The organism is Streptomyces sp. WG5 (assembly GCF_049974565.1).
Classification (GTDB): domain Bacteria; phylum Actinomycetota; class Actinomycetes; order Streptomycetales; family Streptomycetaceae; genus Streptomyces.
In genome coordinates this window covers 17,527-36,600 of the sequence record NZ_JBNGGC010000014.1, presented here as the reverse complement: position 1 = coordinate 36,600, position 19,074 = coordinate 17,527, and the positions used below count along the sequence as shown (strand labels likewise).

Here is a 19,074-nt window from a genome sequence, read left to right as displayed (position 1 = left end):
CCGGAAGGAGGGTGATGCCAGATGATCACCCGTGAAGAGATCGCCAACGTCCTGGATCATCCGGTCTACGACGGTGACGGCAACAAGATCGGCGACGCCAAGCACGTCTTCTTCGACGACATGACCGGGCGTCCCGAATGGGTGAGCGTCAAGACGGGCATGTTCGGCTCCAACGAGTCCTTCGTACCCATCCGTGACGCCTCGCTGGTGCAGGACCACCTCGAGGTCCCCTACCGCAAGGACCAGGTCAAGGACGCGCCCAACGTCGACGTCGACGCGGGCGGCCATCTGTCCGAGACCGAGGAGCACCGGCTCTACGACTACTACGGCATCAACTGGGACAGCGTGCTCTCCGAGGCCGAGCGGACCGACGACGGCAGGTGGGCCGCGGGCACGGGTACCGCGGGAGCCGCGGGCGCCGCCGGTACGGCCGGCTACCAGGACGCCCCGGAGCGGACGGGCATGCGCGACGACGCCATGACCCGCTCCGAGGAGCAGATGCACGTAGGCGTCGAACGGCGTGAGTCCGGCCGGGCCAGGCTGCGCAAGTACGTGGTCACGGAAGAGGTCCAGCAGACCGTCCCGGTGAGCCACGAGGAAGTGCGCGTGGAGCGCGAGCCGATCACGGACGCCAACCGTGACGCGGCGCTCTCCGGCCCGGAGATCAGCGAGGACGAGCACGAGGTCACGCTGCACGAGGAACGCCCCGTCGTCGACACGGAGACGGTGCCGGTGGAGCGTGTCCGGATGACCACGGAGGAGCGCACCGAGAACGAGACGGTACGCGGCCAGGTCCGCAAGGAGCGGATCGAGGCCGAGGCCGAGGCCACCACCGACGACGACACCCGACGGGGCCGCACGTAAGCGTCCCTGCCGGGCACGGCGAGGGCGTGCGCCGGTGAAGTGCCTTCCTTTCACCGGCGCGTTCCCCCGTGCAGTGCCTCGGTGAGATAGGGGGCGGTGGCACTCGCGCCCGCGCGCGCCACTTCGGCGGGCGTCCCCTCGGCGACGATCCGGCCCCCCGACTCGCCGCCGCCCGGCCCGAGGTCGATCACCCGGTCGGCGCCCGCCACCACGGCCATGTCGTGCTCGACCACGACCACCGTGTGCCCGGCGTCGACGAGACCGTGCAACTGGCGCATCAGCACCTCGACATCGGCCGGATGCAGACCCGTCGTCGGTTCGTCGAGGAGATACAGCGTGTGGCCGCGACGCCCCCGCTGCAGCTCGTTCGCCAGCTTGATGCGCTGCGCCTCGCCACCGGACAGCTCGGTCGCCGGCTGGCCGAGCCGCAGGTAGCCCAGTCCGACGTCGAGGAGCGCGGCCAGGCTGCGCGCCACGGCCGGCGTGTCCGCGAAGAACTCCGCGGCGCCCTCCACCGTCAGGTCCAGCACGTCGGCGATGTTCCGCCCCCGGTACGCCACTTCGAGCGTTCCGGGGTTGTAGCGCGCCCCGCCGCAGTCCGGGCACGGCGCGTACGTACTCGGCAGGAACAGCAGCTCGACGCCGACGAACCCCTCGCCCTGGCAGGTCTCGCAACGGCCCCCCGGCACGTTGAAGGAGAAGCGGCCGACACCGTAACCCCTCTCCCGCGCCTCGCCGGTGGCCGCGAAGACCTTGCGCACCACGTCGAACAGGCCCGTGTACGTGGCCAGGTTGGAGCGCGGGGTGCGTCCGATCGGCCGCTGGTCGACGCAGACCAGCCGGCCCACCCCCGGCAGGTCCTGGGTGATCTCGCCGATGAGCGTCGACTTCCCGGAACCGGACACGCCCGTCACCGCCGTGAGGACGCCGAGCGGGAACCCGGCGGTCACCCCGCGCAGGTTGTGCCGGGTGACCGGGCCGACCGTCACCGTGCCCCGCGGGGTCCGGACCGCGCGGACGGGCGCGGGGGAGCGGTCGAAGAGGTGGCGGGCGGTCGCGGACTCCCCGACACCGGCCAGCCCGGCGACCGGGCCGCTGTACAGCACCCGCCCGCCGTGCTCGCCCGCCCGCGGACCGACGTCCACGATCCAGTCGGCGCCGCGCACCACGCCGAGGTGGTGCTCCACCACGAACACCGAGTTGCCGGCCGCCTTCAGCCGCTCCAGCACCGTCAGCAGCGCCTCGGTGTCCGCCGGGTGCAGTCCCGCGGACGGCTCGTCCAGGACGTACACGACCCCGAACAGCCCGGACCGCAGCTGCGTCGCCAGCCGCAGCCGCTGCAGCTCGCCCGCCGACAGGGTGGGCGTCGCACGGTCGAGACTCAGATACCCGAGCCCCAGCTCGACGACGGGGGCGATCCGGGAGGTGAGGTCCCCGGCCAGCACCCGGGCCGTCTCGTCGCCCGTCGGCAGGGCCTCCGCGAGTTCCGTGAGCGGCAGCGCGGCCAGCTCGGCGATGGTACGGCCGCCGACGGTCACCGCCAGGGCCTCGGGCCGCAGCCTGCCGCCGCCGCAGACCGGGCAGGGCGCACTGGTGAGGAAGCGCTCGGCCTTCGCCCGCAGCGTGGCGCTCCTCGAGTCCGAGAACGTCTTCATCACATACCGGCGGGCGCTCATGTAGGTGCCCTGGTACGGCCGCTGGATGCGGCCGGCGTCCCGCACCGGGTGCACCGTGACCACCGGCTGCTCGTCCGTGAACAGGATCCACTCCCGCTGCCCGGCGGGCAGCTCGCGCCACGGCCGGTCCACGTCGTACCCGAGCGCGTCGAGGACGTCCCGCAGGTTCTTGCCCTGCCAGGCGCCCGGCCACGCGGCGATCGCGCCGTCCCGGACGGAGAGCGACGGGTCGGGAACCAGCAGCTCCTCGGTCGTACGGTGCACCCGGCCGAGCCCGTGGCACTCCGGACACGCCCCCGCCGCCGTGTTGGGCGAGAAGGCGTCGGAGTCGAGCCGCGGGGCGCCCGGCGGGTAGTCACCGGCCCGGGAGAACAGCATCCGCAGGGAGTTGGACAGGTTGGTGACCGTGCCCACCGAGGAACGGGACGTGGGCGCCGCGCGGCGCTGCTGCAGCGACACGGCGGGCGGCAGCCCGGTGATCCCGCCGACCTTCGGGGCACCGACCTGGTGGATCAGCCGGCGGGCGTAGGGCGCGACCGACTCGAAGTAACGCCGCTGCGCCTCCGCGTAGAGCGTCCCGAACGCGAGCGACGACTTCCCCGACCCCGACACGCCGGTGAACACCGCCACCACGTCCCGGGGGACGTCCACGTCCACGCCCTTGAGGTTGTGCTCACGGGCGTCGCGCACCCGGACGTACGGGTCGTGGGGGCTGTGCATCGCGGGGAACTCCGTACGGTCTTCGGTGGCGGCCGGCGGCGACCGGGATCCGGCGGGAGCCGGCGGGAGCCGGTGAGGGCGGGTGGGGCCGGTGGGGCCGGTGGGACAAACCCCGCGATTCTACGCCTGTGCAGCGCACGTGCCCGCGCCGGTGACACGGGCGAGCCGCCGGTAGGAGTCCCGCAGCGCCTCGCGGTCGTACGTGCTCGTGGTCACCAGGACCTCCTGCGCGCCCGTGTCCTCGAGGAGCGACTCCAACGCGTCGGCGACCTGTTCCTCGGTGCCGGCGATGTGGCCGGCCAGGCCGGCGTCGTACAGGTCGCGCTCCTTGGCGGTCATCGTCCGGGACTCCACGTCCTCGGCCGGGGACAGGGGAGGGAACGAGCCGCGGGTGCGGGCGTGGGCCATCGACCAGGCCTCCGGGACCAGGAGCCGCCGGGCCTCCTCCGGGGTGCCGGCCACGGCGATCGTGCCCGAGACGACGACGTACGGCTCCGCCGTCCACGCGGAGGGGCGGAACCCGGCGCGGTAGCGGTCGATGCCGCGGCGCATCCGGTCGCGGTCGCGCAGGTCCCCGATGACCATCGGCAGGCCCGCTCGGGCGGCGACGGCCGCGCCCTCGCCCATGGCCAGCACGAACGGCGGCACGGTCAGCCCCTCCGCGGGGCGGGCGCGCACGCCCGTGGGCGACGTGCCGCGGAACCAGCCGAGCAGCTCGGCCAGCTGGGCGTCGAAGTCGTCGGCGTCGTCCTTGTCCCGGCCCAGCGCCTTCCGCACGCCGTCGGTGAAGCCCACCGAGCGGCCGAGTCCCATGTCGATCCGGCCGGGGAAGAGCGACTCCAGCACGCCGAACTGCTCGGCGACGACCAGCGGCCGGTGGTTGGGCAACATCACACCGCCGGTGCCGACCCGGATGCTCCGCGTGGCCCCGGCGACGGCGGCGGCCAGCACGGTCGGCGCCGATCCCGCCACCCCGGGGACACCGTGGTGCTCGGCCACCCAGAACCGGTGGTAGCCGAGCCGCTCGGCCTCCTGCGCCAGTTCCACGGTGTCGCGCAACGCCTGTGCGCCGGTGTGGCCCTCGCGGATGCGGGAGCGGTCGAGGAGGGAGAAGCGGGTGGCCGCGATCACTGAGCTCACACGCTGTACAACGCCCGGGCGGCGCCAGGATTCCCGGTACGGCGCTCTAGGGTGGGCGGGTGACCGACAGCAGGAAGCCCCCGGTGGCCGTGTTCGACCTGGACAACACCCTCGCCGACACCGCGCACCGGCAGCGGTTCCTGGAGCGACGGCCGCGCGACTGGGACGCCTTCTTCGCCGCCGCGCCGCACGATCCGCCGCTCGCGGAGGGCATCGCGCTGCTGCGGGCGAGCGCCGGGGAGTGCGAGATCGTGTATCTGACGGGGCGGCCCGAGCGCTGCCGGCGCGACACGCTCGACTGGCTGGCCGCGCACGGCCTGCCCGAGGGGTCCGTGCACATGCGGGGCAACGCCGACCGCAGGCCCGCCCGGCGCACCAAGCTGGAGATCCTTCGGCGGCTCGCCCGCACCCGCGAGGTCCGGGTCCTCGTGGACGACGACGAGCTGGTGTGCGACGACGCCGAACGGGCCGGATTCACCGTCGTCCGGGCACGCTGGGCGGCCCGGTCGGCCGAGCTGCGGGTGGCGCAGGAGCGCGAGGGCCGCACCTGACCGTTCCGGTCGGGCAGGGGCCGCCGCGGTGAACCGGGAGCGGAGTACGCCCGGGGCCGTCAGTCCGAGTCCTCCAGGCGGAAGCCGAGCTTCAGGCCGACCTGCCAGTGGGCGACCTCCCCTTCCTCGATCTGGCCGCGCACCTGGGTCACCTCGAACCAGTCCAGATGGCGCAGGGTCCGCGAGGCGCGGGTGATGCCGTTGCGGATCGCCTGGTCGGCGCCGTCGGGCGAGGTACCGACGATCTCCGTGACCCGGTAGGTGTGGTTCGACATGCGGGTGCTCCCTTCCGCGGGGCGGCGGTGGCCTGTGGCACGTGCCGTACGTCGTGTGTCGTGCGTCACTCCACCGTGCCCCAAGCCGCGGCGGAGCGCGAGGCGTCGGGGGTCCGGCGGGGCCGCCCCTTGACCTCCGCATTGGTCCATACCAAAATCCCAGACACCCGTTCGAGCCTCGGGCTCGTCCCCCACGTCGGGTCTCCCTTCGCGTGCGCAGGACACCCCTGTCCGCCACCGCCCCCTGTCCGTCAGACAGAAGGACCCCTCGTGAGACGTCGCCTGCTCGCCCTTGTCTGTGTGTCCGCCTCCCTGCTCAGCGGCTGCGGCCTGATGTCGCAGGACGGCGGGGGTGAGCGGCGCACCGTCACCGTGTGGCTGATGAAGGACAGCGCCTCACAGGACTTCCTGCAGCGGTTCACCGAGGAGTTCGAACGGGAGAATCCCGGCCTCCGCCTCGACATCAGGATCCAGACGTGGACCGGGATCGGTGACAAGGTGCAGACCGCGCTGAAGGCCGACGGCGCGGACGGGCCCGACGTCATCGAGGTCGGCAACACCCAGGTCCCGCAGTACGCCGAGGGCGGCCGGCTGATGGATCTGACGCTCGAGTCGATGCGGGACTGGGGCATCCGGGACTGGCTGCCGGGTCTCGCCGAACCCGGGCAGTGGATGTCCCAGCAGTACGGCATTCCCTGGTACGCCGCCAACCGCGTGGTCATCTACCGCAAGGACCTGTTCGAGCAGGCCGGCATCACCGAGCCGCCCCGCACCCGCGAGGAGTGGCTCACCGCCACCGAGAAGCTCGACTCCGGCGGTGACCAGGGCATCTACCTGGCCGGACAGGACTGGTACACGCTCTCCGGCTTCATCTGGGACGAGGGCGGCGAGCTGGCCACGGAGGCGGGTGGTGTCTGGTCGGGCGCCCTGGACTCCGAGGCCGCCCTGCGCGGCATGGACTTCTACCGCGAACTGCAGGCCCTTGGCGACGGGCCGCTGGACGCCGACGAGGAACACCCCCCGCAGGCCGGCGTGTTCGCCCGGGAGCGGGTCGCGCAGATCGTCGCGGTGCCGGGACTCGCCCGGTCCATCGTGCGCGAGAACCCCGGACTCGAGGGCAAGCTCGGCTTCTTCCCCGTGCCCGGCAAGAGCGCCGGCAAGCCCGGCGCCGTCTTCACCGGCGGCTCCGACCTCGTCGTACCGAAGAACACCGACGAACACGACGGCGCCCTCGCCGTGGTCGAGGCGCTCGTCGGCACCAAGTGGAACACCGACCTGGCCCGGACCATGAACTACGTCCCGAACAAGAAGTCGCTCGCCGCGGCCGTCGCGGGCGAGGAGGGGGTGGCCGCCATGGCGGCCGGCGCCGCGCAGGGCCGGGCGACCCCCGGCACGCCCCGGTGGGGCGCGGTCGAGGCGGACAATCCGATCAAGACGTACATGACGAAGGTGCTCACCGGGGGCGACGCGGAGTCGGAGGCCCGCAAGGCCTCCGACCGCGTCACCGAACTGCTGGACCTCGACGCGCGCTGAGGCGCGCCGCCGCGTCGGCCGGCCGCGCTCGGCACGCGCACGTGCCGCGAACCGTCCTCGGCGAGCCGTCCTCAGCGGGCCACGCTGAGCGACAGCGCGAAACGGTCCTCGCCGTCCGTCCACCAATGGGCCAGCTCAAGTCCCGCCGCGGCCAGTTCGGCCCGCACGCCCTCCTGCCGGAACTTCGCGGACACCTCGGTACGCAGCTCCTCCCCGTCCGCGAAGTCCACGGCCAGGTCGAGCGCCTGGACCTTGACCGTCTGCGCGGTACGGGAGCGCAGTCGCATCTCGATCCACTCGCGTCCGGCGTTCCACAGCGCCACGTGCTCGAAGGCCGCGGGCGCGAAGTCGGCGTCCAGCTCCCTGTTGATGACGGACAGTACGTTCTTGTTGAACGCGGCCGTCACCCCGGCCGCGTCGTCGTACGCCCGGACCAGTACCTGTTCGTCCTTGACCAGGTCCGTGCCCAGCAGCAGGGAGTCGCCGGGGGAGAGCAGGGAGCGGACGGAGGCCAGGAACGCGGCGCGCTCGCCGGGCAGCAGGTTGCCGATGGTGCCGCCGAGGAACGCCACCAGCCGGGGACCCGGCGTCCCGGGCAGCGCCAGCCCTGCGGTGAAGTCGGCGATCAGCGCGTGCACCTGGAGGTCCGGCCGCTCGGCGACGAGCGCCTGACCTGCCTGGGTGAGGGCGCTCCCGCTGACGTCGACCGGCACGTAGCCGCGCAGACCGGTCAGCGCGTCGAGCAGGAACCGCGTCTTCTCCGAGGAACCGGAACCCAGCTCCACGAGGGTGCGGGCACCGGTCGCCGCGGCGATCTCACCGGCCCGGTCGACGAGGATCTCCCGTTCGGCCCGGGTCGGGTAGTACTCGGGCAGCGCGGTGATCTCCTCGAACAGCTCGCTGCCCCGCGCGTCGTAGAACCACTTGGGCGGCAGCCACTTGGGCGTGCTCGTCAGGCCCGCCAGGACGTCGGCGCGCAGGGCGGCGTCCGTGGCGTCCTCGGGCAGCGTGCGGGTGAGGCGGAACGGGCTCACGTACGGGGCTCCTTCGGAGAGACGAAAGCGTCTGCGAGTGCGGTGCCGCCCGGGTCCTTGAGCGGGGTGAGCAGCACGTCCGTGCGGCTCGCCGCGAGCAGGGTGCGGTCGGGGACCTCCTGCCAGTGCGGGTCGTCGTCGTACGGTTCCGAGGCGACGACCGTGCCGCCGCCGGGCCGCGTCAGATACCACAGGGTGTCGCCCCAGGTGGTGGCCGTGACGGTGGCGCCGTCGGTCAGCAGCAGGTTGAGCCGGGAGGCCGGGGCCGCGTCGGCGACCTCCGCCACCGTCTCGGCGAGCGCCCGGCCCGCGTCGTCCCCGGCGCGCAGCCGGGCCAGCACCAGCGCCCACACGAGCGCCGAGTCGTTACGGGCCTCCAGCGCCAGCAGGTCCTCGGGCGGCAGCGACGACGCCACCCCGGCCAGCGATCCCGGCCAGCCGGCCACGGCGCCGTTGTGGCTGAACAGCCAGGTCCCGGCCGCGAACGGGGCCGCCGCGGCCTCCGCGTCGGCCCCGGAGAGCGTCGCGTCCCGCACGGCGGCCAGCAGCGCGCCGGTCCGCACCACCCGCGCCAGGTCGGCCAGGGACCGGTCCGCCCAGATCGGCCCGGCCCGCCGGTACCGCGCCGGCACCGGATCGCCCTCGGCGTACCAGCCGACGCCGAAACCGTCGGCGTTGACCGTGCCGTGGCGCTGGCGCCTGGGTGCCCAGGACTGGCGGTACAGGCCGTGCGGCGGCGCCACGAGGAGCCGGCCGAGCGGCTCCTCGGGTCCCACGTAGGCGAGGTGCCGGCACATCAGGAGGCCTCCGCGGTCCGGGCGGTGCGGAAGCCGGAGAAGATCTGCCGCCGTATCGGGTAGTCCCAGTTGCGGAAGGTTCCCCGGCAGGCCACCGCGTCCACGGCGAACGAACCGCCGCGCAGCACCTTGTACTCGGGCCCGAAGAACACCTCCGAGTACTCCTTGTACGGGAACGCCCTGAAGCCCGGGTACGGGGTGAAGTCGCTCGACGTCCACTCCCAGACGTCGCCGATCAACTGCCGCACCCCGAGCGGCGACTCACCGGCCGGGTAGCTGCCCGCCGGCGCCGGGCGCAGATGCCGCTGGCCGAGGTTGGCGTGGTCCGGCCCCGGGTCCGCGTCCCCCCACGGATAGCGGGCCGAGCGGTCACCGGCCGGGTCGTACCGGGCGGCCTTCTCCCACTCGGCCTCGGTGGGCAGCCGCCGTCCGGCCCAGCGGGCCCAGGCGTCCGCCTCGTACCAGCAGACGTGCACCACCGGCTCGTCGGCCGGCACCACCTCGATGACCCCGAAGCGCCGACGCAGCCACTGTGCGCCGTCCCGGCGCCAGAACAGCGGGGCGGTCACGGAGTGCCGGCGGATGTGGTCCCAGCCCTGGGGGGTCCACCAGCGCGGGTCGTCGTAGCCGCCGTCGTCGATGAACGCCTGGTACGCGCCGTTGGTCACCGGCGTGGTGTCGATGAAGAACGGCGCCACCTCGCGCCGGTGCGCGGGGCGTTCGTTGTCCAGGGCCCACGGCTCGGTCGACGTGCCCATCGTGAACGGGCCACCGGGCACCAGGACCTCCGCCGGGCCCGTGTACAGCGGCACGGGGTCCGGGTCCGGGGCGGACAGGACCCGGGGGCCCCTGCGGAGCTGATGGGTGATCAGCATGGTCTCGTCGTGCTGCTGTTCGTGCTGGGCGATCATCCCGAAGGCGAAACCCGCCTCCGTCAGCCGCGTCCCGTGGAACGCGGTGCTCTCCAGAACGTCCAGGGCCCGTCCGCGCACGTCGGCCGCGTACCGCCGGGCCTCGGCGGGCGACAGCAGCGGTAGCTCGGGCCGCTCGGAACGCGGATGCTCGAAGGCGTCGTAGAGACTGTCGATCTCGGGCCGTATCGCCTCTTGCCCGGCGACGGCGCGCAGCAGCCACTGCTCTTCCTGGTTGCCGATGTGCGCCAGGTCCCACACCAGCGGGGACATCAGCGGCGACACCTGGGACGTCAGCTCGGGGCCGTCCACACAGCTGGTCAGCAGCGTGGTCCGGTCGCGGGCCGTGACGAGCGTGGCCAGGGCCCTTTCGCGCAGGGACCCGACGTCGACGGCCGTTCCACCAGGGGGGTCGATGGGGGTGTCGGTGGCGGTGTCCATGGCGGGGTCGGTCATGGGCGGGTCTCCCTCCCGTGCGGGCCACGGCTCGCGCCGTCCGGCGTGTCCAGCAGGTCGTCGGCGGGGCAGCGGCCCCTGAGGACGTAGCGCTCCAGGTGCGCCGCGACGGCGTCCGTCACCGGTGCGGTGGCTCCCAGCCGGGGCAGGGCGGCGAGCGCCGCCGTGAAGCACACGGTGGCCGCCTCGCGCAGCTCCGGATCGGTGAGGCCGTCGCGGGCGGCGTCCCGGTACAGCGGGTTGTGCGGGGCGGGGAGACCGAGCGTGCGCTCGGCGAGCGGCTTCACGGCCCGGTAGGCGGTCTCGGTGGCCTCCTGGTCGTCGAACAGGGCCGCCGTCACGGCGAGCGGCACCATCCAGCCGTCGTCGCCCGGCTGGGCGTCGATCATGCGCAGCTCCAGATGTCCGCGCGGCCGGACCGGCGGGAAGAGTGTGGTGAGGTGGTAGTCGAGGTCCTCCCGGGTCGGCGCTCTCGACGCCCCGCTCCGGGTCCACTCCCGGAAGGTCAGACCCTCCGGCACGTCCCACGGTCCTTCCTCCCGGCGTACGCACATCACCGGCGCATCGAGGACGTGCCGGGTCCACGCGCCGCGCGGGTCGGAGTCCAGCGGGGGGCCACCGGCCCGGCCGCTGCCGATCTGCGTCCACCGCAGCTGCCGGGTGGACCGCCAGCCGGTGGGCCGGCCGTCGGCCAGCGGGGAGTTGGCGAACGCGGCCGCCAGGACCGCGCCCAGGTGGTGGGCCAGCCACCAGCGGCGTACGTGACCGAGCGGGCCGGGTTCCTCGTGCCCGGCGTCCACGCACACCTGCACGGACGCGGAGGCGCACATCATGGAGCGCCCGGCGGGTCCGGTGCGGTCGAGACAGGCCTCCATGGCGTCGTAGCGCGGCTGCCTCAGATAGCGGCGGGGGGAGTGCCAGGGGTCGTGACCGAGGCCCACGAGGGCGAGGCCGTCGTCGCGCAGGACCGCGCGGACGGCGTCGAGATCGGCGGAGACGGTACCGATGCACTCCATCAGGGAGGTGGCGGGGAGCGAACTCAACTCCAGCTGGCCGCCGGGTTCGACGGTCAGCGCCGACCTGAGGGGCACGGTCCGCAGTACGGCGTACATGGCTCGCAGTCGTTCGGGTGACACGGGGAGCCGGGGCGCGCGCAGTTCGTGGACGAGCCATTCCACTTCGACACCGAGCAGCCTCGGCGGGCCGGTCTTGAAGCAGATGCCGTGGACCAGCGCCTCGACCTCGGCTTCGGTGACAGAGGTACGTGGCCGCGTGCAGCCACTTACCGCATCGGACATGTCGGGATCCTCCTGAGATTCCATCCATGCCGCCGACCCTTCAGCGGTGGGCCTGGTCGGCACACTCGTCCCACCCAAGACCCTCATGCGGCCCCGCACAAGGGTGCATAACGGGACGTACCGGCTCGGACATCTCCGTGCCCCGTCCGTTTCCGGGGGCTTTCCCCGTCGTTCCCGGGCCCGGAAACTGCGTTGCACCGCATCACCAGCATCACCCAGGATTCCTGCATGAGCACGACGGGGGACACCGCGCGGCGCGCGGTCACGGCGTCCACGGGGGTGGCGCCGTGAGCGCGCGCCTGCGGGGCATCGCACAGCAGACCGAGCAGATCGTGATGGCGGGTTGCTACCGCGCGTCCGACGGGCGCGAGGTACCCATCGCCGCGGCGGTCGAGAAGGCTCGGGAGCGCACACGCGTGTTCGGCCCGTCGCCCGTGGAACCGGCTTCGCCCGTTCCGGTGCGAACGGTCTTCGAGGTCACCGGCGAGAGCAGCCTCGAGGCCGCCCGCCGCCTCGGCGGCGAGGTCGCCGTGCTGAACTTCGCCTCCGCCCGCAATCCGGGCGGCGGCTACCTCAACGGCGCCCAGGCCCAGGAGGAGGCCCTGTGCCGGGCCTCCGCGCTGTACACCTGCCTGCTGCGGGCACGCGGGTTCTACGACCATCACCGCGCCCACCGCGACCCGTTCTACACCGACCGCGTCATCCACTCGCCCGGCGTGCCCGTCTTCCGCGACGACCGCGGCAGGCTGCTGGACGAGCCGTACACCGCAGGCTTCCTCACGTCCGCCGCACCCAACGCGGGCGTGGTGCTGCGCACGGCCCCGGAGCGCGCCGCCGAGCTGCCCGCGGCCCTGACCGCACGCGCCGGGCGGGTGCTGGAGACGGCCGCCGCCCACGGGTACCGCCGGCTGGTGCTCGGTGCCTGGGGCTGCGGAGTGTTCCGCAACGACCCGGCCGAGGTGGCGGGCGCCTTCCGTACGCAGCTCGGGCCCGGTGGACGGTTCGCGGAAGCCTTCGAGCGGGTGACGTTCGGCATCCTGGACCGCACGCCCGGCGGCAGGGTCCGGGCCGCCTTCGCGCGCGTCTTCCCGGAAGGGGCGGGCCGTCCCGGTCGGCTCCAGCCGTAGCGCTCGGATCTGCGGCGCCCGCGATCGGATGGCAGGCTGATCACCGGGGCCCGCACCGCCCCGGCACCGACCGGCCGGTCACCGGGGCCCGCACCGCCCCGGCACGACCTGCCGGTCACCCGGGCCCCGCCCGGCCCCGACCGTACGAGCGGAGAAAGCCGACGTCATGACCGACCAGCTCACCGTGAGCGTCCTGGGCACCGGCATCATGGGTGCCGCGATGGCCCGCAACCTCGCCCGGGCCGGACACACCGTCCGCGTCTGGAACCGCACCCGGGACAAGGCCGAGCCCCTGGCCGCCGACGGCGTGCACATCGCCGCACGCCCCGAGGAGGCGGTGCGGGACGCCGACGTCGTCGTCACCATGCTGTACGACGGTCCGGCCGCTCTCGACGTCATGCGGCAGGCCACCGCCGGTCTGCGCCCCGGCACCGCGTGGGTGCAGTCGACCACCGCCGGCGTCGACGCGGTCGCCGACCTGGCCGCCTTCGCCGACGAACATGGCCTCGTCTTCTTCGACGCTCCCGTCCTCGGCACCCGCGGGCCCGCCGAGGCCGGTCAGCTCCTGGTCCTGGCCGCCGGCCCGTCCGACGCACGGGACAGGGTGGCGCCCGTCCTCGACGCCGTGGGCTCCCGCACGGTCTGGACCGGCGAGGACGGCGCGGCCGGCAGCGCCACCCGGCTGAAGCTGGTGGCCAACAGCTGGGTCCTCGCCGCCACCAACGCGGCCGGCGAGGTCCTGGCGCTCGCCAAGGCACTGGGTGTGGACCCGGACGGTTTCTTCGACGCCATCGCGGGCGGCCCGCTCGACATGGGCTACCTGCGCGCCAAGGCCGCCCTGATCCGCGACGGCGCGCTGACCCCGGCCCAGTTCGCGGTCACCACCGCCGCGAAGGACGCCCAGCTGATCGTCGAGGCCGGCGAGGCGAACGGCGTCCGCCTGGACGTGGCCGCCGCCGGCGCGGAACGCCTGGCGCGCGCCGCCGAGCAGGGCCACGGCGACGAGGACATGGCGGCGGCCTATTTCGCCAGTTTCGAGGAAAAAGCGACCGACTGAGTCCACCCGGGGTACCGGACGAGCGGTACGACCGGAACACCGGCATAGTCTCGGCACACCAAGACCGAAGGAGTCCGCATGTCCAAGCCGCCCCTGCCGCCCGAGGCCGTCGACCTGCTGCGCCGCCCCAACCCGTGCGTCATGGCCACCCTCCGCTCGGACGGCGCGCCCGTCTCCACGCCCACCTGGTACCTGTGGGAGGACGACGGCCGGGTCCTGATCAACTTCGACGAGGGCCGGGTACGCCTGGGGCACGTGCGCCGGGACCCGCGCGTGACCCTCACCGTCCTCGCGGGCGACGACTGGTACACGCACGTCACCCTCATCGGCCGCGTCACCGAGACCCGCGACGACGAGGACCTCACCGGCATCGACCGCCTCTCCAGGCACTACACGGGGGACCCGTACCCCGACCGGGTCCGGGCCAGGGTCAGCGCCTGGGTCGAGGTCGAGCGCTGGCACGGCTGGGGCGCCATGAAGGACAGCGACCAGGCGTCCAGCTGAGAAACGGCCGCGATCTCCGCGTCCGGACCGCGGGACCCCAGTCCGTGCGTCCGGTCGGCGCCACGGGGGCCGGGGGCCGCGGTCAGCAGGAACGACGACGCCGCGGAGGCGAGCAGACGGCCGGGCGCACGGTGGCCCCGTGCAAGCACGGGGCCGGCACCCCGTGCCAGGGGATGTCGCCGGGTATCGACAGCACCGGCCGCCTCGTCTAAGATCCACGGCGCGGCATCGCGTGTCGGTCACCGTCCGGGTGAGGCATGGAGGCGCCGCGGAGATGCCCGTGGAGGCATTCACCCGTGTCAGTCGAGTTCAACCACACCATCGTTCTCTCCCGGGACCGGGAGAAGTCCGCCCACTTCCTCGCCCGAATCCTGGGGCTGGAGGTCGGTGAGCCGGCCGGAATGTTCCTGCCCGTGACGACCGCCAACGGCGTCACCCTCGATTTCGCCACCGTCGACATCGACATCCCGGCGCAGCACTACGCGTTCCTCGTCTCCGAGGACGAGTTCGACGGGATCCTCGCCCGGCTCGTCGAGGACGGGGTCCCCGTCCAGGCCGACCCGCACGGCCGGCACCCGCGCCGGATCAACCGCAACGACGGCGGACGGGGCGTGTACTTCGGCGACCCGTCCGGGCACGGCATGGAGGCTTTCACCCGCCCTTACGGAAGCGACCCGTCCTCGCCGTTGAACGGCGTCACCCAGGACGTCCCCGGGGCACGCTGACCGGTCGTCGGCGACCGTTGTCGTACCCCCTCCGCATACTGGTGGCCTCAGGGAGCCGGACATGAGGAGGGGGGCGGCCGTGCGGACGGTGTACAGCGGTGAACTACACGTCAGCTACGGGCAGTTCTACGTGGACAGCCGACTTGACGGGGAGGACACGGGTCCGTCGCCGGCCTGCGCCGGACAGACGGACGGACTGTGCGGGGCGGCCGTCCCCGGGCGCCTCTTCCTCGTCACGGGCCTGCACACCGGCCGCGTCGGTCTGACCGTCGAGGTGCACGGGGCGGCACCGCCGCTCGACGACGGCTGGGAGGACGTGGTGGAGGCGCCCTTCCGGCCGGTTTCCGCCAGGACGGTCGTCCTGCCGTGGGGCGACGGCCCCCTGTGCACGCTGGACCTGCTCCCGACCGACCACCGGGTGCGCTACTGCGGGCGCGGCATGGACCGGGGCCGGGAGGAGGAGCTCGCCGTGCTCGACGGCGGCGCGCCGGTCGACCACTACCTGCTCCAGTTCTGGCCCGCCCCGCCCGCCGCGGGCCTCGTCGTCCGGCAGACCTCGCGCAGCGCCGCACGCCGGCACGCCCGCAGCCTGCCGCCGCCCCCCGCACCCGAGGAGCGGGCCGCGGCCGAGCGCCGCCTGCGGGAGGAGCGGGCCGCGGCGGAGCCGGCCGCGCAGGAGCGTGCGGAAGCCCTGTCCTGGGGCGGCCGGCTGCCCAGCCGCCGCCTGCGCGAGGCCGGCGGCAACGCACGGGGACTCGTGCCGCTGGACCGCGACCTGCTCGACGCCGTCGACGCGGCCTGCCCGGCGACGCAGCGTAGCCTGGCCCGGTGGGCCGCCCACCGGGCCTTCGCCGCGGCCGGGCTGGGCGACGTCGACTGGATCGCGCCCGCGCTGGCGGCACTGGACCGCGGAGAGCCCCTGCCGGCGCCGTTCGACGACCCCCAGCGGGCCTGGGACCGGTTCTTCGCCGACGACCGTCTGACCCACACCGAGACGGACTCGGCGGACGGATGCCGCGACAACCTGCTGCAACAGGCGATGGCCATGCCCGCACTGCCCGCCGCGGCCGGACCGGACCCGTTGTGCGCCGCCCTCGACGCCCTCTTCGCCGCCGCGGTCACCTACGGCACCGACTATCCCGCCCTGTTCGCGCAGGCCCGCCGCCGGTTCCCCACGCTGGGCCCGGGGACACCGCCGTCCTAGACCGGCGCATGGTCGTGCCGGGGCAGCAGCGGGGTCGCCAGGACCGGGCAACCGGCCGTGGACCACGCACAACCGGCCGTCGTGCACCGGTGCGCACCGGCCGGTGCACACCGGTGCACGAGGGGCGGACGGCGGGCGGACGCCCTACCGCGTCAGCAGGTTCCGCAGCGCCCCGGCGACCTCGCCGGGCGCCTCCTCCGCGATGAAGTGGCCGCAGCCGACGGTGTCGTGCCGCAGGTCCGGGGCCCAGGCCCGCCACAGCGCGGCGGCATCGTAACCGAGTGCGGCGCCCCAGTCCTGCTGGAGGACGGACACCGGCATCCCCAGCCGGTTGCCGCTGGCGCGGTCGGCCCGGTCGTGGACGACGTCGATGCCGGCCGAAGCCCGGTAGTCGGCCACGATGGACGGCACCGCCTCGTGGGACGCCTTCAGATAGGCGGCGCGGACGTCGGCGGGCAGGGCCTCCGGGTCCCGCGTCCAGATGTCGAGGAAGTGACCGAAGAACGCGTCCGGCGCGGCGCCGATCAACCGCTCCGGCAGCCCGGGCGGCTGCGCCATCAGGTACAGGTGGAAGCCCACGGCCGCCGAGGTGCCGTGCAGGACGTCCCACATGTCCAGGGTCGGCAGCACGTCCAGCGCGGCCAGGTGCGTCACCGCGTCGGGATGGTCGAGCCCGGCCCGCACCGCGACGAGCGCGCCCCGGTCGTGCCCGGCCAGCGCGAACCGCTCGTGCCCGAGCGCCCGGGCGAGGGCGACGACGTCGGCGGCCATGGTGCGCTTGGCGTAGGCGGTGCCGTCCGGATCGGCCGGCTTGTCGCTGTCGCCGTAGCCGCGCAGGTCGGGGCAGATCACCGTGTGGTCGGCCGCGAGGTCGGCGGCCACGTGCCGCCACATCAGATGGGTCTGCGGGAAGCCGTGCAGCAGCACGACCGGACTGCCGGAGCCGCCGACGGCCACGTGCAGGGCGACACCGTCGGCGACCGTGACGCGGTCGTGGGTGAAGCCGGGGATGGTAGGTGCCATGGCAGGTCTGCGCCTCTCTGATCCACGTCGTGGCTGTTCCACGCCGTGTCCGTGCACGTCGTCGCGGTCCGCGTCGTCTCGGTTCGCGTCGTGTCCGACGTCGTGCTGGTGACGGCTCCGAGCCTCCCGCGCGCGAATCAGCAACCGATCAGCACGCGTACCGTGGTGATCGGCGAGCAGTGGTGCGGATCGGAGCGGACGGAACATGGAAGCGGTCACGTTCGGTGTGCTCGGAACGGTCACGGCCGGGCGCGACGGCGACGTGCTCGCCCTCCGGGGGCCCCGGCACCGCGCCGTGCTGGCCCGGCTGGTCCTGGCCCGGCGGCGGGTCGTCCCGCTCGCCCGACTGGTCGACGACCTGTGGGACGCACCGCCGCCGCGGGCCGTGGGTGCGGTGCGCACCTTCGTCGGCGATCTGCGCCGCGCCCTGGAACCCGACCGCCCGCCGCGGGCCCCGGCCCGGCTGCTGGTCACCGAGGGCCCCGGGTACGTCCTGCGCGCGGCACCGGACGCCGTGGACGCCTGGCGCTTCGAGGCGGCCGTCGCAGCGGCCGGCCGACTGCCGGCCGCCCAGGCCCCGGACCGGCTCCGGGCGGCGCTGGGGGAGTGGCGGGGTCCCGCCTACGCCGAATTCAGCGAGGCGCACTGGGCCCGCGGCGAGCGCTCCCGGCTCACCGAACTGCGGCTGCGCGCGGTCGAACGCCGGGCGGAACTCCTCGTGGACCTGGGCCGGGCCGCGGAGGCCGTCCCCGACCTGGACGCACACCTGACCGAGCACCCTTGGCGCGAGGAGGCCTGGCGCCTGCTCGCCCTGGCCCTGTACCGGACGGGACGCCAGGCGGACGCCCTCGCGGTGCTGCGCCGGGCCCGCACCCTGCTGGCCGGGCACCTGGGCGTCGACCCGGGGCCCCGACTGCGCCGCCTGGAGGCCGGCATCCTCGCCCAGGACCCGGACCTGGACCCGCCCGCCGAACCCGCCGAGGCGGCGGCCCGGCTCTGGAACCGGGCGACCGAGGCGTACGACCGCACGGTCGCCGCCGGTGCCCACGCACGCCTGGAGTCGGCCGTCGGCCTGCTGAGCAACCTCGCGGTCACCGGCGGCGGCGGTCTCCGGGCGGCCCGGGAGCACCGTATGACCGCGGTCGCGGCGGCGGAGGAGACGGGTGACGCGGAACTGACGGCCCGGGTGATCGGCGCCTACGACGTCCCCGCCAACTGGACCCGCAGCGACGACCCCGAACTGGCCCGGCGGATCGTCGCGGCGGCCGAACGCACCCTTGCCGCCCTGCCGGACGACACCACCGCCGACGCGGCCCGCTGCCGGCTGCTGGCCACCGTCGCCCTGGAGTCCCGGGGGGTCCGGTCCCCGCGCGGTCCCCGGGCGGCGGACGAGGCCCTGCGGATCGCCCGCCGCCTGGACGACCCCGCGCTGCTCGCCTTCGCCCTCAACGGAGCCTTCATGCAGTCCTGCACCACCGCGGGACTGGCCCCCGGCCGGGACGCGATCGGCGCCGAACTCGTCGCGCTCGCGGCCCGGCACGGCCTGGTGAGCCACGCGATCGCAGGCCACCTGATCCGCATCCAGGCCCGCTCGGCCCTCGCCGACTTCACCGCCGCCGACGAGCACGCCACCGCCGCGGACCGTCTGGCCGAACGGCACGAACGGCCGCTGGTGGCCGTCTTCACCGAGTGGTACCGGGCCCTGCGCCTGGCCGCCACCGGCGGTCCGTACGACCGTGCCGCGGCCGCCTACCGGTCCGCCGCGGCACGGCTCGACGACGCGGGGATGCCGGGCCTGCGACGCGGGCTGCTGCCCCTGGCCCTGCTGGGCCTGCGCCTGGCCCACGGCCGGCCGGCGGACGTGGAACCGGGCGTGGACTGGGGGCCGTACCGGCCCTGGGCCGAACCCTTCGCCCTGCTGGCCGACGGCCGTGACGCCGAGGCCCGGACGGCGCTGAGCGCCCTCCCGGAGCCGCCGCCCGACCTCCTGTACGAGGCGCTGTGCTGTGCCGAAGCCGCGCTCGCCCTCGGACTCGGCGACCGCACGGCCCTGCGGCGGACGTACGAACGGCTGCTGCCCGCGGCCGGGGAACTCGCGGGCGCGGGCAGCGGGCTGCTCACCTTCGGACCCGTCGACGACTGGCTCGCGGCGATCCGGCGGGCACTCGGTCCGTGAGGC

Annotated in this window: 17 protein-coding genes; 9 read left to right on the top strand and 8 right to left on the bottom strand. The window is 74.2% G+C overall.

The genetic code is table 11. From position 1 onward, the window contains the following. The first annotated feature begins 21 nt into the window (after window positions 1-21). Window positions 22-864, top strand: a complete 843-nt coding sequence (locus ACP4IX_RS16905) for a DUF2382 domain-containing protein (protein WP_426555987.1) — start codon at window positions 22-24, stop codon at window positions 862-864. Between the two features lie 50 nt (window positions 865-914). Here the strand turns inward: ACP4IX_RS16905 and ACP4IX_RS16900 are convergent, their stop codons facing one another. Further along, window positions 915-3,260, bottom strand: coding sequence for an ATP-binding cassette domain-containing protein (locus ACP4IX_RS16900; RefSeq protein WP_426555986.1), 2,346 nt, complete (start codon window positions 3,258-3,260; stop codon window positions 915-917). Between the two features lie 120 nt (window positions 3,261-3,380). Further along, the gene (locus ACP4IX_RS16895; RefSeq protein ID WP_426523290.1) at window positions 3,381-4,400 is read right to left on the bottom strand and encodes an LLM class flavin-dependent oxidoreductase; all 1,020 of its coding nucleotides are present in this window, start codon (window positions 4,398-4,400) and stop codon (window positions 3,381-3,383) included. A gap of 59 nt (window positions 4,401-4,459) precedes the next feature. On the opposite strand from ACP4IX_RS16895, the gene ACP4IX_RS16890 reads away from it, so the two are divergent. Next, complete coding sequence (locus tag ACP4IX_RS16890) at window positions 4,460-4,951, top strand: LNS2 domain-containing protein (RefSeq protein ID WP_426523289.1); 492 nt, start codon at window positions 4,460-4,462, stop codon at window positions 4,949-4,951. Between the two features lie 59 nt (window positions 4,952-5,010). Here ACP4IX_RS16890 and ACP4IX_RS16885 read toward each other — a convergent pair whose 3' ends face one another. Beyond that, a complete protein-coding gene (locus tag ACP4IX_RS16885; protein ID WP_426555985.1) occupies window positions 5,011-5,226 on the bottom strand; it encodes a dodecin in 216 nt (71 codons plus the stop codon). Between the two features lie 270 nt (window positions 5,227-5,496). Here ACP4IX_RS16885 and ACP4IX_RS16880 point away from each other — a divergent pair, with 270 nt between their 5' ends. Beyond that, window positions 5,497-6,759 (top strand): extracellular solute-binding protein, encoded by a 1,263-nt coding sequence (locus ACP4IX_RS16880; RefSeq protein ID WP_426523287.1) that lies wholly within the window; start codon window positions 5,497-5,499, stop codon window positions 6,757-6,759. Between the two features lie 71 nt (window positions 6,760-6,830). Here ACP4IX_RS16880 and egtD read toward each other — a convergent pair whose 3' ends face one another. From egtD to egtA, 4 genes are read right to left on the bottom strand one after another with little or no spacing between them, the layout of a single operon-like run. Further along, a complete protein-coding gene (gene egtD, locus ACP4IX_RS16875; RefSeq protein ID WP_426555984.1) occupies window positions 6,831-7,793 on the bottom strand; it encodes an L-histidine N(alpha)-methyltransferase in 963 nt (320 codons plus the stop codon). Beyond that, window positions 7,790-8,590 (bottom strand): ergothioneine biosynthesis protein EgtC, encoded by an 801-nt coding sequence (egtC, locus tag ACP4IX_RS16870; RefSeq protein ID WP_426523285.1) that lies wholly within the window; start codon window positions 8,588-8,590, stop codon window positions 7,790-7,792. The genes egtD and egtC overlap by 4 nt, the downstream gene beginning before the upstream one ends. Then, entirely contained in the window at window positions 8,590-9,942 is a 1,353-nt protein-coding gene (gene egtB / locus ACP4IX_RS16865) for an ergothioneine biosynthesis protein EgtB (RefSeq protein WP_426556043.1), read from the bottom strand. The genes egtC and egtB overlap by 1 nt, the downstream gene beginning before the upstream one ends. Before the next feature lie 11 nt (window positions 9,943-9,953). Next, window positions 9,954-11,255 (bottom strand): ergothioneine biosynthesis glutamate--cysteine ligase EgtA, encoded by a 1,302-nt coding sequence (gene egtA / locus ACP4IX_RS16860; RefSeq protein WP_426555983.1) that lies wholly within the window; start codon window positions 11,253-11,255, stop codon window positions 9,954-9,956. A gap of 287 nt (window positions 11,256-11,542) precedes the next feature. On the opposite strand from egtA, the gene ACP4IX_RS16855 reads away from it, so the two are divergent. The 5 genes from ACP4IX_RS16855 (at window position 11,543) to ACP4IX_RS16835 (ending at window position 15,872) form a co-directional block, all read left to right on the top strand. Further along, the gene (locus tag ACP4IX_RS16855) at window positions 11,543-12,382 is read left to right on the top strand and encodes a TIGR02452 family protein (protein ID WP_426555982.1); all 840 of its coding nucleotides are present in this window, start codon (window positions 11,543-11,545) and stop codon (window positions 12,380-12,382) included. Window positions 12,383-12,548: 166 nt separating this feature from the next. Beyond that, entirely contained in the window at window positions 12,549-13,439 is an 891-nt protein-coding gene (locus tag ACP4IX_RS16850) for an NAD(P)-dependent oxidoreductase (RefSeq protein ID WP_426555981.1), read from the top strand. Between the two features lie 78 nt (window positions 13,440-13,517). Beyond that, window positions 13,518-13,943 carry a PPOX class F420-dependent oxidoreductase gene (locus tag ACP4IX_RS16845; protein WP_426555980.1) on the top strand — a complete coding sequence of 142 codons (426 nt, stop codon included), beginning with the start codon at window positions 13,518-13,520 and terminating at the stop codon, window positions 13,941-13,943. A gap of 296 nt (window positions 13,944-14,239) precedes the next feature. Further along, window positions 14,240-14,668, top strand: coding sequence for a VOC family protein (locus ACP4IX_RS16840; RefSeq protein WP_426523279.1), 429 nt, complete (start codon window positions 14,240-14,242; stop codon window positions 14,666-14,668). A 61-nt stretch (window positions 14,669-14,729) separates the two neighbouring features. Beyond that, a complete protein-coding gene (locus ACP4IX_RS16835; protein WP_426555979.1) occupies window positions 14,730-15,872 on the top strand; it encodes a hypothetical protein in 1,143 nt (380 codons plus the stop codon). A gap of 144 nt (window positions 15,873-16,016) precedes the next feature. On the opposite strand, the gene ACP4IX_RS16830 is transcribed toward ACP4IX_RS16835, so the two are convergent. After that, a complete protein-coding gene (locus ACP4IX_RS16830; RefSeq protein WP_426555978.1) occupies window positions 16,017-16,895 on the bottom strand; it encodes an alpha/beta fold hydrolase in 879 nt (292 codons plus the stop codon). A gap of 205 nt (window positions 16,896-17,100) precedes the next feature. Between ACP4IX_RS16830 and ACP4IX_RS16825 the strand changes: the two genes are divergently transcribed. Beyond that, a complete protein-coding gene (locus tag ACP4IX_RS16825; protein WP_426555977.1) occupies window positions 17,101-19,071 on the top strand; it encodes a BTAD domain-containing putative transcriptional regulator in 1,971 nt (656 codons plus the stop codon). Window positions 19,072-19,074: the final 3 nt, after the last annotated feature.